At 63.7% G+C, this 12,498-nt stretch carries 11 protein-coding genes; 4 read left to right on the forward strand and 7 right to left on the reverse strand.

The window, feature by feature from the left end:
- Window positions 1–105: 105 nt before the first annotated feature.
- On the reverse strand, window positions 106–522 hold the full coding sequence (locus HMPREF2743_RS09395; RefSeq protein ID WP_070818661.1) for a methylenetetrahydrofolate--tRNA-(uracil-5-)-methyltransferase: 417 nt from the start codon (window positions 520–522) through the stop codon (window positions 106–108).
- Between the two features lie 162 nt (window positions 523–684).
- On the opposite strand from HMPREF2743_RS09395, the gene HMPREF2743_RS09400 reads away from it, so the two are divergent.
- From HMPREF2743_RS09400 to HMPREF2743_RS09410, 3 genes are read left to right on the forward strand one after another with little or no spacing between them, the layout of a single operon-like run.
- A complete protein-coding gene (locus HMPREF2743_RS09400) occupies window positions 685–1,467 on the forward strand; it encodes a phosphoadenylyl-sulfate reductase (protein WP_070818662.1) in 783 nt (260 codons plus the stop codon).
- Complete coding sequence (cysD, locus tag HMPREF2743_RS09405; RefSeq protein WP_010188641.1) at window positions 1,467–2,363, forward strand: sulfate adenylyltransferase subunit CysD; 897 nt, start codon at window positions 1,467–1,469, stop codon at window positions 2,361–2,363. The genes HMPREF2743_RS09400 and cysD overlap by 1 nt, the downstream gene beginning before the upstream one ends.
- The gene (locus tag HMPREF2743_RS09410; protein WP_070818663.1) at window positions 2,363–3,655 is read left to right on the forward strand and encodes a sulfate adenylyltransferase subunit 1; all 1,293 of its coding nucleotides are present in this window, start codon (window positions 2,363–2,365) and stop codon (window positions 3,653–3,655) included. The genes cysD and HMPREF2743_RS09410 overlap by 1 nt, the downstream gene beginning before the upstream one ends.
- 43 nt (window positions 3,656–3,698) lie before the next feature.
- Here the strand turns inward: HMPREF2743_RS09410 and HMPREF2743_RS09415 are convergent, their stop codons facing one another.
- The 4 genes from HMPREF2743_RS09415 to HMPREF2743_RS09430 form a co-directional block, all read right to left on the reverse strand.
- Window positions 3,699–4,325 (reverse strand): hypothetical protein, encoded by a 627-nt coding sequence (locus HMPREF2743_RS09415; protein ID WP_070818664.1) that lies wholly within the window; start codon window positions 4,323–4,325, stop codon window positions 3,699–3,701.
- 24 nt (window positions 4,326–4,349) lie between these two features.
- Window positions 4,350–5,234: a flagellar basal body-associated FliL family protein gene (locus HMPREF2743_RS12650; RefSeq protein ID WP_101736102.1), complete on the reverse strand. Its 885-nt coding sequence runs from the start codon at window positions 5,232–5,234 to the stop codon at window positions 4,350–4,352.
- A 92-nt stretch (window positions 5,235–5,326) separates the two neighbouring features.
- Window positions 5,327–5,938 (reverse strand): LppP/LprE family lipoprotein, encoded by a 612-nt coding sequence (locus HMPREF2743_RS09425; protein WP_070818666.1) that lies wholly within the window; start codon window positions 5,936–5,938, stop codon window positions 5,327–5,329.
- 55 nt (window positions 5,939–5,993) lie between these two features.
- Window positions 5,994–6,488 (reverse strand): LppP/LprE family lipoprotein, encoded by a 495-nt coding sequence (locus HMPREF2743_RS09430; RefSeq protein WP_070523669.1) that lies wholly within the window; start codon window positions 6,486–6,488, stop codon window positions 5,994–5,996.
- Between the two features lie 111 nt (window positions 6,489–6,599).
- Here HMPREF2743_RS09430 and HMPREF2743_RS09435 point away from each other — a divergent pair, with 111 nt between their 5' ends.
- Window positions 6,600–7,178, forward strand: a complete 579-nt coding sequence (locus HMPREF2743_RS09435; protein ID WP_070523666.1) for a nucleosidase — start codon at window positions 6,600–6,602, stop codon at window positions 7,176–7,178.
- A gap of 123 nt (window positions 7,179–7,301) precedes the next feature.
- Here HMPREF2743_RS09435 and HMPREF2743_RS09440 read toward each other — a convergent pair whose 3' ends face one another.
- The gene (locus HMPREF2743_RS09440) at window positions 7,302–8,576 is read right to left on the reverse strand and encodes an AI-2E family transporter (RefSeq protein WP_180952073.1); all 1,275 of its coding nucleotides are present in this window, start codon (window positions 8,574–8,576) and stop codon (window positions 7,302–7,304) included.
- Window positions 8,577–8,611: 35 nt separating this feature from the next.
- Window positions 8,612–12,055, reverse strand: coding sequence for a proline dehydrogenase family protein (locus HMPREF2743_RS09445; RefSeq protein WP_070818667.1), 3,444 nt, complete (start codon window positions 12,053–12,055; stop codon window positions 8,612–8,614).
- Window positions 12,056–12,498: the final 443 nt, after the last annotated feature.

Below are 12,498 nucleotides of genomic sequence, written 5' to 3' on the forward strand. Positions count from 1 at the left end.
AGCGTCTAGCTTGCGCGTCTAGCGAGTGCGGTGGTGCAAGGACTGGCAGCAGGCTTCCCCATTTCCCTGCGCGAGCGTTGAGCTCGCGCGTTTAGCTCGCGCGCGTTAGAAGCAGACCGGTGCGCGCTGCGCGCGGGCCGTGACGGCGGCCCAGTCCTCAACGTCGTCGGTGGGGCCGCACAGGCCCTCCCACGTGGTGATGGCCACGCCGCGGGCCATGAGTTCCAAAAGAACAAGGTGGCGGTCGCCGGAGGCGGAGAGCTGGTTGAGATCCGAGTGGTTGATGTCCGCGTCCGGGCCATAGCCCACGCGGACGTTGCCGATGAGCCGCAGGCGCGGCGTTGTCCCCTTCGGGCAGGGGGCGGCAGCGGATTCCGCGCCGGAGAGCCCGGCGAAGCGGCGCAGCAAACCGAAGGGCGCGGGGCGCTCGCAGTAGAGGTCCACGCACAGCCCGGCCCTGATGAGCCGTTCGGCGGTGGAGAGCGCGGCGGGGCTGTCCCCGACAATTGCGACACGCTGCATGAGAACCTCTTCAGTTCGGTAGAGATAGACTGTCTAGTCTGTAAATCTAGTCCGCTCGGTTCATTCTGGCTAATTTTTATTCTCCCTACTACCCAAGCTCACAGCCCTCGCACCCCACTGTGGGGCTGCGCACACGCCCGCCTCCCTTTAATGTGAGGTGTCATGACCGAACCGATTAACCTGCTGGACCGCAGCGACTACCGCGACCCCAGCATTAGCCCCGAAGGCACCCGCGACACCGCGCCGCTCGAGCCTGCCGTGGCCCAGCGCAACCAGGAACTCGTCGACGAGTGGGCCGACAAGCTTTATGACGCCTCTGCCGAGACCATCACCGAATGGGCCGCCGAGCACGCGCCCGGCCGCCTCGCCGTCACGATGTCCATGGAAAACACCGTGCTGGCCGAGCTCGCGCACCGCGCCCACTTAGACGCCGACCTACTCTTTATCGATACCGGCTGGCACTTTCCGGAGACGTTGGGGGTGGCGGGGGACGTCGCCAAGCGCTATGCGGACCTGCCGCTGGTGACCGTGCGCCCGCTGCTGAGCCCCGAGGAGCAGGACAAGATTTACGGCCCGCGCCTGTATGCGCGCGACGTTGCGGCCTATAACCGCATGCGCAAGGTGGAGCCGCTCAACATGGCCATGGACCCCTATGTTGGGTGGGTTACCGGCCTGCGCCGCGCCGATTCCGAGCACCGCGCCACCGCGCCGGCGCTGAGCCTGGACAGCACGGGCCGGCTGAAGATTTCCCCGATTATTACCTGGGACCTCGATGACACTGACGCTTATATCAAGGAACACGACCTCATCATCCATCCCCTCACCCTCCAGGGCTACCGCTCCATCGGCTGCGCGCCGTTGACCTTCCCGGTAGGCGAGGGCGAGGACGCGCGCTCCGGGCGCGTTTTCGCTGACGGCAAGACAGAATGCGGGTTGCACGAATAATGACTCTTTCACCACACCTTAAAGACTTAGAGAACGAATCCCTCCACATCCTGCGCGAAGTCGCCGGGCAATTCGACAAGGTAGGCCTGCTCTTTTCCGGCGGCAAGGACTCCGTCGTCGTCTTCGAGCTCGCCCGCCGCGCCTTTGCGCCGGCCACCGTGCCTTTCGAGCTCATCCACGTCGATACCGGCCACAACTTCCCGGAGGTCATCGACTTCCGCGATCAGCTCGTCGCGGAGACCGGCGCGCGCCTGCACGTCGCCCACGTCCAGGACTGGATCGATCGCGGTGACCTCCAGGAGCGCCCCGATGGCACCCGTAACCCGCTGCAGTCCGTGCCGCTGGTGGAGACAATCGCCGAGCGCGGCTACGACGCCGTCCTGGGTGGTGCCCGCCGCGACGAGGAACGCGCCCGCGCCAAGGAGCGCATCTTCTCCATCCGCGATTCCTTCGGCGGCTGGGACCCGCGCCGCCAGCGCCCGGAGCTGTGGGACCTCTACAACGGCGGCAAGATGGCCGGCGAAAACGTCCGCGTCTTCCCCATCTCCAACTGGACCGAGTCCGATATTTGGGAGTACATCGGCGCGCGCAACCTGCAGCTTCCCTCCATCTACTACTCGCACCAGCGCGAGGTGTTCAACCGCAACGGCATGTGGCTGACCCCTGGCGAGTGGGGCGGCCCGCGCGAGGACGAGCCGCTGGAGACCCGCACCGTGCGCTACCGCACCGTGGGGGATATGTCCTGCACCGGTGCCGTGGAATCCACCGCCGCCTCGCCCGATGAGGTGCTCGCGGAAATCTCCATTTCCACCCTGTCCGAGCGCGGTGCCACCCGCGCCGATGACAAACTGTCCGAGTCCGCCATGGAGGACCGCAAGAAGGAAGGCTACTTCTGATGACGACTACCCTCGCACCGAATGTCGGCGCGCTCAAGCAGCGCGATACCCTGCGCCTGTGCACCGCCGGTTCCGTCGATGACGGCAAGTCCACCTTCGTGGGCCGCCTGCTCTATGACACCAAGTCCGTGCTGGCGGACCAGGTGGAGTCCATGGAGCGTTCTTCTGCTGACCGCGGCTTCGACGGCATGGACCTCTCGCTGCTTGTCGACGGCCTCCGTGCCGAGCGCGAGCAGGGCATCACCATCGACGTGGCCTACCGCTACTTCGCCACGGACAAGCGCACCTTCATCCTCGCTGATACCCCGGGCCACGTGCAGTACACGCGCAACACGGTCACCGGCATGTCCACCTCCCAGGTGGTGGTGCTGCTTGTCGACGCCCGCAATGGCGTCGTCGAACAAACCCGCCGCCACCTCAACGTGGCAGCACTCTTGGGCGTGCGCCACGTGATCCTCGGCGTGAACAAAATCGACCTGGTGGACTATGACGAGGCCACCTTCCGCGCAATTGAGGCGGAGTTCAACGAGGTCGCCGCGCGTTTGGGTATCACCGATTCGGTGGCCATCCCGATCTCGGCGTTGAAGGGCGATAACGTGGTGGAACGCTCTGCCACCATGGACTGGTACGAGGGCCCGACGGTCCTCGAAACGCTGGAGACCGTCCCCGTGGCCACCGGCCGCGCCGATGATCTGGACCTGCGTTTCCCGATCCAGTACGTCATCCGCGAGCACGCCTCCGACTACCGCGGCTATGCCGGCCGCGTGAAGGCCGGGCACGTGGCGGTGGGGGATGAGGTGACCCTGCCGGGTGGGCGAACCTCGACGGTTACCGCGATCGATACCACCGACGGCCCGCTTGGCTCGGATGAGGCGGCGCGCGCCGGGGATTCCGTGGTCCTGCGGCTGGCCGATGACATCGACTTGGCCCGCGGCGACCTCATCGCCGGTTCGCAGCGCCCGGAGGAGGTGCGCGAATTCGCCGCCACCGCGGTGGTCCTCACGGACAAGGAGCTGCGCGCGGGCCAGATGGTGAAGCTGCGTTATGGTGCCGCATTGGTCAAGGCGCGCGTGGCATCGGTGGAGCGCATCCTCGACCTTGATGGCGTGGCGGATGTTGAGGCACCGGAATCAGCAGCCCTCAATGACATTGCGTTCATCACCGTCCAGACACAGGCGGAGCTTCCCGTGGAGGATTATGCCGCCCGCGGCGCGGTGGGCAACTTCCTGCTCATCGATCAGTCCAGCGGCAACACGTTGGCAGCAGGATTTGTGGGCCAGCGCCTGCGTTAATCCCCCCCTGACCCGCGGCTAGATGGCCGCGGGTTTCGGCGTTTTAAACGTTCTTCTCAGCTTGCTTGCGGCCCAAGGTCTTGCGCAGGGACCAGATGAACTCCGCAATCATCAGGTAGACCGGAGTACCGCCGGCGACCATGAAGAAGAAGGCGCCGGCGGAGCAGGCCTCGTCGACGTAGTCATCAGCGCCGTAGAGGAGCTCGACGCCGCTGGCGTTTCCGACCTCCGCGAGGGCACCGAGGCCGCGAATGGTGGAGATGATCCACATGAAGGCCAGCAGACCCCACACGATGCACCACTGGATCGACTGGGCACGCTGGCGGGAGGGCTCCACGGCGAAGGAGAAGTTGCTCAGGTCGACGTTGAAGTTGGAGGAAGCCTGGGCGGTCGAAGGCTGGGGCATGAGCTGCACACCGGAGCCAGACGTGGCGATCTCGCGGATGCGGGCGACGTCCACCTCGGGGCCAAAGGGATCCGCGATAGCTCGGTCATACTGCTCGCGGCGGTCCTGGCGGGAGAAGATGCTGTGGGCGGTGGAGAGTTCGTCGTAAAGCGCGGCGTTGGACGGGTCAGTCGCGGAGAGGCGGCGCTCGATATCCGAGGTCAGGGTCGCGGAATCAGCGGAAGGGTCAAGGTTGAGGGAGTTATAGAGGTTGTAGTGTGCCACGAGGCGAAAAGTCCTTTCGAGGGGTTAGCAGGGATCGCTGAAATCTGCATTGTTATTGAGCGAACGGGCGTTGCCACCGTATCGCGCCTTGAGCTTACAGACCTCATCCACGCTGTGGCCGGCGTCGTAGTAGGCCGCATAGACCTGCTTGCCTTCGTGTTCCGAACGCAGCGAGCTGCATGCTGTTCCCGGCATGATCTTGACCCCGGCGTAGTGGGCCTCCACGCGGTTGATTTCGGATTGCGGGGACTCGCCATAAGGGACGAGGAGGGAGTCCACGATGAGGATATAGCGGCCATCGCAGGTCTCTTGCGCTTGTGTGCTCTCAGCGCTGTCCTCAGTGCTCTGCTCGCAGAGGGGGATGTCATCCGTGATTTGCTTCGGGACATTGTCGGCACTGAGGCGGTTGGAATCCCAGCATTTGATCGTCGTTGAGTCAACGAGGCCGTCGTTTTTATAGGAAACCCATTCTCCGCCGCCCCAGGAATAGAGATAAAAAGAGGAGCTGTTTTCTGAGGCGAGGTAGAGCCAGTCGTCATTGCAAAACAGCGTCATCGGGCGGGGAATATCGTTCCTGGTCTTTTCAGCTGCTGTACCGCACCTGTCTGCCTTCTGAGGTGTGGCTTTAGACGTCACGGGTTTCGCAGTGCTCGTCTTAACGCTGGTAGTGCGGGTTTCACTGCTTGTTGTGGTGGCCTCAGCATTTGTTGTGCTGGTGCTCGGGGCCACCTGCGTAAAGAGGGCCTCCTGCTCTGTGGTTTCAGAAGAGGAGCGCGACATTAACAGCCACGTGACACCAGCAATGATCGCAAGGAGTACGACGACGGCGATGATCACAATGCTTCCCGAGCGTGCAGGACGTTCCGGGCCCTCGTTGCTTGGCGGGGCCCAGGGGTTGCTATTAGTCACGCAGGAAGCTCCTGAAAACGGGGGCGGCAGACAGCAGCTTCCACAGGAAGCCGTGTCACACTATAGCCGCATTTACCCTCACAATAAGGGGTTTAATTCGGTGGGACATCACCGCTCATGACTGTTTTCTGCTGGTCTTCGTCCCAGCGGAATCCGGCATGCGTTTCGCCGGTGCGCCCGGCGGTGGTCTCGCCCTCACGCGCCCAGTGGTAGGTCACGGCGATCACAGTGTCACTCACTCGCTCGACGGTGGGGAAGAAACCATAAGGCTCGAAGGTGGCGGTGCCAAGGTATTCGCCTTTGTGGAAGAGCATGATGTGGTGCGGTGAGGAGGCCGTGGCACCCTCGATGGTGATAATTTGCCAGCTCAAAGCCGCGCAAGGGTCGAAACCGGCGGAAGAGGAAAGCTGCCAGCCGTAGTCATTCCACGGCGCGATGCTGCCAATGCCTGATTGATAGGCCTCGTCGGCGTCAATATCCTCGCAGGACTCCGACTTGTCCGCGCTCTGGGTAGGGGAAGGTGCCTCGTTGCTCGTCGGCTCAGGGCTTATCTCCTCTTCCGTGGTGCTTTCGGCGGCAACGCTCGCCGAGCTGTTGTGGACCGCACTGAACATAGGGGTCTCTGCCTCGTCCTGATGGCTTTGCGCACAAGCAGCGAGTGGGAGGCAGATGAGGATAGCGCCCACAAAGGCAGGCCTGAGCATTATTTTTCCTTCCATAAAAAGTGCGCCTCGTGTGAGGCGCACGATTAGTTTTATTTTAGCGAGGAGGAACGTCACCGCTCATGACGACTTTGTTCTGGGCGGCGTCCCAGCGGAAGTTTGCTTCCGTGGTGCCCGTCGGAGCGGCATTGGCGTCGCCTTCTTGCGGCCAGTGGTAGGTCACGGAAATCTCACTGCCATTGACTTGCTCGACGCTGGGGAAGAAGGCGTAGGGCTCGGCGGTGGCGGTGCCGATGTACTCGCCGTAGTGGAAGAGCATGATGTGGTGCGGTGAGGAGGCAGTTGCGCCTTCGACGGAAATGGTCTGCCAACTCAGCTCCGCGCACGGATCGAAGTGGGCGGAATCAACCAGTGCCCATTCATGTCCATTCCACTGGGGAACCTGGGCGATGTTGTCGGCGAATGCGGCGTGGGCATTGCCAGCCTCGCAGACTTCGGCGACGGGGCTAGCCTGAACCTCTTCTGGGCTGCTGCATGCAATGAGGGGGAAGCAAAGTAGTGCGGCTCCGGCGAAAACTCGTGGTGTGAACATTGTGTTCTCCTTTCTGAGGTCTCGGTGTGGTTCCAGACCCTACAAAGGCCGCAGAGACCCCGGCCAGAGTTACGGAGAGCATTCCTCGGGTCAGCGGGTAGTCTCTCAGGCATGGAGAATCTGTCTGGTCGTACACTGTTCGTCGCCGCCGTGGATGCCGAAGCCACGCATGTTCCTGAGGGAGCGCCGCTGCTCATCACGGGTATTGGTACGGTTCCCGCCGCCATCGAGCTGACAACGGTGCTGGCGTCGGCAGAGGTGTTGCCGGAGCGTGTCATCAACATCGGTACTGCGGGCGCGCTTCGCGACGATCTCTCAGGCGTCTTCGAGATCTCCCACGTACGCAAGCACGACTTTCACCTGGAGGTGCTCAGCGATGTCTCCCGCTATCTGCTCCCGGAGGTCATCGAGCTAGAGACTTCCGGTAAGCTGCCGACCGCCACGCTTGCCACGGGTGACGCCTTTATTTCGGATACCCCGACCCGCACGCGCCTTGCCCAGGATTCTGCGCTGTGCGATATGGAGGGCTACGCCATCGCTGCGGTGTGCCGAAAGTTTGGTGTGCCGTGCACGCTTCTCAAGCAGGTTTCGGACACCGCTAACGAAGAATCCTATGGCTCGTGGGCCTCGGTGCTCGACCGCGCGGCGGAGGAGTTGGCCGCCGCCTTCGGCACGGTGTCCGCGGATTAGACCCCACATACGGAAAGTGCCCTAGTTGCCAAAACCATCGCTCCCGCCGCGGGTGGTGGGGGAGAAGTTTGGCAACTAGGGCAGTTGCACGGCCAGGGCTAGAGCCATGCACCGGTTGTGTGGCTAGCGGGCGCCGCTGGCCTCTAGGTTCTCGTAGAGCTCCATGACGTCCTCATGGCCCTCCGCCGTGGAAATCTTAATGTTTTTAGCTTCGATTTCGCCGGCACGCAGGCTGGCCATCTCCTGGTGGTAGCGGAAGACCACGGCAATGGTGGCAGCCACCGGCACAGCCAGGAAGGCGCCGATGATGCCGGCCAAGGCGGAGCCGACCGTGACGGAGAGCAGCACCATTGCCGCGTGCAGGCCCATGGCCTTGGATTGCAGCATCGGCTGGAGGACGTTGCCCTCCACCTGCTGGACGATGATGATGAGAGCCAAGGCGAGCAAGGCCTTCGTCAGCCCATCGGAGACCAGCGCGATGATGACGGCCAAAGCGCCCGCAGTGACAGCGCCAATGACCGGGATGAAGCTGGCGAAGAACGTAACTACGCCGATGACAAGGGCCAGCGGTACCTGGAGAACCCAGAGGCCGAGGCCGATGAGGATGCCGTCGACGGCCGCGACGGCTGCTTGCGCCTGAATGAAGCCAGATAACGTGTTCCACACGCGAGTCAGCAGCTCGGTGGCGTGCCAGCCGGCGGAGTAGCCGGTGTAGGTGCGCAGCCACGGCAGGAATTTATCGCCGTCCTTGAGGATGAAGAAGGCTACGAAGAGCATGATGGCGAGCGCCATGGCGATGGAGCTGGCCATCGATACACCGGAAATCACCCCGGTGGCGATGTTGGAAGCTTGGCCCTTGATGAAGGTGATGGCATCATCGAGGACTTCCTGGACCTTCGCCGCATCAATCTCAAAGGGCAGATCCTTGGCCATATCGACGAGCTTGTTTAAGCCGCCTTCGGCCTGGCTGACCAGGGAGGCACCTTGGGAGGACACCACCGGGGCCATCGCCGCGAACACGCCGCCGATGATGGCTAAGAATCCCAACAGCGTGGTGATGGAGGCCAGCGCGCGGGGGAACTTGTGCGCGCGCAACCAGTTGGTCACGGGGAAAAGCACCGTGCACACCAGGATGGCCAGGATGACCGGCAACAGGCCAACCCAGATGAACTTCAACAGGTAGCCGGCCAGGCCGACGCCCGCGACCACGATGATGAAAATCAAGCACACCTTGGCCAAGGAGATGGCATCGCGCCCGAGGACGCGAGACTTGTCATCGGTCTTCGACACCGGGAGGGTAGCTTCTTCATTAATGGGCTCCGCGGCGGCAGAAGCCGCCGCGCCAGAGGCCGTGGAGGACGTGCCCGAGCGGGCACCGTCATCATTGTTGTTTGTCATGCGCTCCATCTTCTCATATGAGCGCAGAAAACGAACTATGCGCGGATGCTGCTTACCTGGCGGATGATGCCGAAGCGGTGCATCGTCACCGAGACCGCCTGCTCGAGGAGGAAGGGAAGGAGCTCGCGGCGGCCGTCGGCCAGCACCGGCTGGTCTAGGACCACGGAGTTGGATTCCACCGCGGCCTCATAAACACCCGGCTCGACAGAACCCACGGTTCGAATGCGCGCGGACTCCAAGCCGGAAACCTCGCGGGCGAAGGCGCTTGCCTCCACGGCATCGACGTCAAAGCCCAGCTCGCGCAGCTCCGCGGCCTTTACCGGGGCGGCGCTGAAGCGCACGGGGGAGCCGGTGCGGGTGGCGGCGAGGGCGAGGCGGGAGACGTCGCGAAGCGCGGCATCAGTGCCAATGCGCACCTGGAGCGGGGTGAGCACCGGGCGGTAGCGGAAGACGTTGGCCTCGCAGACCAGGCCGGCGCGGTCGTGCTTGCGGCCGAATTCCTGCTGCCAAGCCAGCTCATCGAGCTCCGCCGCGCGCCACAGCCAGGCGGTGTCCTCCTCCGAGAGCTCCAGATTTCCAAAGGCACGCAGCTGGGCTGCCACCGGCTGCGAGATGTCCACGTCGAAGGGGCGCAGCGGACCCTCGGACCAGGTGCCGAACTGGGTCACGTAGTTCGGGCCGCCTGCCTTGGCGCCCGGGCCCATGACGGACTTCTTCCAGCCGCCGAAGGACTGGCGCTGCACAATCGCGCCCGTGATGCCGCGGTTGACGTAGGCGTTGCCCACCTCGACGCGCTCGAGCCAGTAATCGATTTCGTCGTTATCCAGCGTGTGGATGCCGCCGGTCAGGCCGTAGCCGGTGGAGTTCTGCCACTCGATGGCCTCATCCAGGGTCTCCGCATGCATGATGCCAAGCACCGGGCCGAAGCACTCGTTGACGTGGAACCAGGAACCTGGGCGCACGTTATCGCGGATACCCGGCGACCACAGGGTGCCCTCCTCGTTGAGCTTCTCCGGCTTCACCAGCCACTTTTCACCCGGCTCCAGCTGGGTCAGGCCGCGCAGCAGCTTCTCGCCCGGGGCCTCGGCTAGGCCATTCATCGTCGTGGTGATGTCGTAGCCGGGGCCGGTGATGAGGGTCTTGACGGCGTCGACAAGCTGCGAGCGCAGGCGCTGCGACTCGCCAGCCGCGCCGACGAAGATGACCAGGGAGGATGCGGAGCACTTCTGGCCGGAGTGGCCGAAGGCGGAGAGGTAGAGGTCCTGGATAGCCAGGTCCGGGTCCGCGGACGGGGTGATGATGAGCGCGTTCTTGCCGGAGGTCTCCGCCATGATGTTGAGCTCTGGCTTCCAGGAACGGAAGAGCTTGCCGGTATCGGAAGCGCCGGTGAGGATGACGGCGTCGACATCGTCGTGGGAGATGAGCGCGCGGCCGGCGTCACCCTCATCGGTGAAGACGAGCTGGACCAGATCCGGGTCGAGGCCCTGTGCCTCCAGACCGGCGCGGAAGGCCTCCACGACGAGCTTCGCGCAGTGCACGACCTGCGGCGCTGGCTTGATGATGACGGCGGAACCCGCAGCGAGGGCTGCCGCGATGCCGCCGGTGGGGATGGCCACCGGGAAGTTCCACGGCGGGGTCACCACGGTCACGCGGTGGGGCGTGAACTCGGCGGCGTAGCTCTCCAGCAAGCGCGCGGACTGCGCGTAGTAGGTGCAGAAGTCGATGGCCTCGGAGATTTCCGGGTCGGTCTGCGTGACAGTCTTGTTGGCCTCGTAGGCGGCCACGGAGATGAACTCGCCGCGGTGGTTGGCCAGCTCATCGGCCACGGCTTCGAGGGCGCGGGCGCGGTCCTCGGCAGGGCGCGCGCCCCACTCGGCGCCGAGCTCGGCGGCGCGGGCCACGTGCTTGTCGACGACCCCCGCATCCGTCACCTCCTCCACCCCGTGCTCACCCGGGTCGGTGGCCAGGGCCTTAAGCGCCCACTCGCGGTTGGCTTCCAGGGCCGGGTCGGTGTCTGGCTCGTTGGCGAAGCGCCCTGTGCGCGGTGCCTGGCGGCCGGCAGCCTGCTCGGCCTCCTCCAGGCGGTTTTGGGTGCGGCGCGGGCCGGCGAAGGTATCCCAGCGCTGCTCGACGGCCTCGCGGAAGACCTGCTCCTGGTCCTTAAGCGCCTGCTCCTCCGGGGCGAAGAGGGCGTAAAGGAAGTTCTGTGGTGCGGAGTTTTCCTCCAAGCGGCGCACCAGGTAGGAGACCGCGACATCGAAGTCCTCCATGTGCACCACTGGGGTGTAGAGGATCTGGCGGCCCTCGAAGGCATCGCGGACCGCGGCCTGCTGGGCCGGGGACATGCCCTGGAGCATTTCGGAATCCATCATGCGCATGACACCGCGCTTGGTGCCCAGCTTGTAGGCAAAAGCCGCGGTGTAGAGGTTGTGGGTGGCCACGCCGATGCGCACGCAGTCGGCGAACTCGGGGCGCAGAATGTAGTCGAGTAGGCGGTAGTAGTTGGCGTCCACCTCTTCCTTCGTGGCGTAGGGAGCAGACGGCCAGCCGTGGATTTCTCCCTGCACGTGCTCCATAGAAAGGTTGGCGCCCTTGACGATGCGAATCTTGATGTGCGCACCGCCTTCAGCCACGCGATTCTTGGCGAACTCCGCGAGGTGGGCCAAGGCGTCGAAGGTATCGGGCAGGTAAGCCTGCAGCACGATGCCGGCTTCCAAGTGCATGAACTCCGGCTCGCTGAGGAGCTCAGTAAACAGGCGCACGGTGAGGTGGAGGTCGTGGTACTCCTCCATATCCAGGTTGATGAAGACCTTGTCCGGGCGCTTGACCGCGGCTTCATACAGCGGGCGCAGGCGCTCCTTGAGGCGAACCAGCGAGCCCTCGATGTCCCACGGGTTGAGCTGGGCCACCATGGAGGAAGCCTTGACAGACACGTAGGTCACGCGCGGGTTCTGGATGAGCTTCAAGGTGCGGTCAGCGCGGGAGCGGGCTTCCTTATCACCGAGCACGGCCTCACCGAGGAGGTTCAGGTTGAGCTGCTCGCCGGATTCTGCGGCCTTGTCCAAGGTCTTGTTGAGGGCTTCGCCCTCGGCATCGAGCACCAGGTGGCCCACCATCTGGCGCATGCGCATGCGGGCCAGTGGCATGACCAGGTTCGGCAGGATAGGCCCGAAGAAACCGCCCAGGCCCACCAGCGATCCGTTGATGAGGCCGAGGAAGGAAGCGTCATAGGTGGTGGTGACGGACTTCAGCGCGTGGGCGGCTACCTTGTCATCTTCGGGGCGCATGACGCGGTCCACGAAGTCCATGGTGAAAGCCACTCCATCCGGGTTGCGCAATAAGTCAGCGAGCTGTTCTGTGGCCGGGTCCTGCTCGTCGGCGGTGGAGGCGAGCCAGGAGTGGGCTTGGGCCGCGGCGGCGTCGATCAGCGCGGCGTCGATGTCGGTGGATTCGGGCACGGGGGTGTGAGCGTTTGTCATTGGGATTCCTTCTGTGTTGGTGGTGGGTAGGTCAGGTGGCTAAGCCGGGTGGACCGGCGGTCGGTCGCCAGCACGACGGGTGCGCAGCACAGGAGAAATCATCGAATCCGTGTCCCTTTTCTCAATGGGTACTTCAGGCGCGACGGCGAGGGCCTGAATGATGTGTCGCGTCGAATGTGCGGACAGTATATGAAATCCTTATCACTCATTCCAGCGTGGGGGCAGTTAGGTCACGTTCGGCTAGCCCCGTTTCCTGAGAGCTGTGATTTGCATGACATTTCCGCTTGGCATAGCCCTGTTGAGCTGGGGAAATGGAGGGGCGAAAAAGAAAGTTGAGTCGGGCGGGAACAACTTTGGCGTTGGTGCCGTTGCGTAGGTTGAGTGACCAGCACTCAGGTTTGGATGACTTTGGGTGTCGCTTCTGTTAGAGTCGCTGACTGGAC

Source organism: Corynebacterium sp. HMSC036D02 (genome assembly GCF_001836165.1).
Taxonomy (GTDB): domain Bacteria; phylum Actinomycetota; class Actinomycetes; order Mycobacteriales; family Mycobacteriaceae; genus Corynebacterium.

Coding starts and splice junctions, on each gene's coding strand:
- HMPREF2743_RS09400 (WP_070818662.1), top strand. CDS start 685: ATGACCGAACCGATTAACCTGCTGGACCGCAGCGACTACCGCGACCCC.
- HMPREF2743_RS09410 (WP_070818663.1), top strand. CDS start 2,363: ATGACGACTACCCTCGCACCGAATGTCGGCGCGCTCAAGCAGCGCGAT.
- cysD (WP_010188641.1), top strand. CDS start 1,467: ATGACTCTTTCACCACACCTTAAAGACTTAGAGAACGAATCCCTCCAC.
- HMPREF2743_RS09440 (WP_180952073.1), bottom strand. CDS start 8,576: ATGACAAACAACAATGATGACGGTGCCCGCTCGGGCACGTCCTCCACG.
- HMPREF2743_RS09445 (WP_070818667.1), bottom strand. CDS start 12,055: ATGACAAACGCTCACACCCCCGTGCCCGAATCCACCGACATCGACGCC.
- HMPREF2743_RS09435 (WP_070523666.1), top strand. CDS start 6,600: ATGGAGAATCTGTCTGGTCGTACACTGTTCGTCGCCGCCGTGGATGCC.
- HMPREF2743_RS09425 (WP_070818666.1), bottom strand. CDS start 5,938: ATGCTCAGGCCTGCCTTTGTGGGCGCTATCCTCATCTGCCTCCCACTC.
- HMPREF2743_RS09430 (WP_070523669.1), bottom strand. CDS start 6,488: ATGTTCACACCACGAGTTTTCGCCGGAGCCGCACTACTTTGCTTCCCC.
- HMPREF2743_RS09395 (WP_070818661.1), bottom strand. CDS start 522: ATGCAGCGTGTCGCAATTGTCGGGGACAGCCCCGCCGCGCTCTCCACC.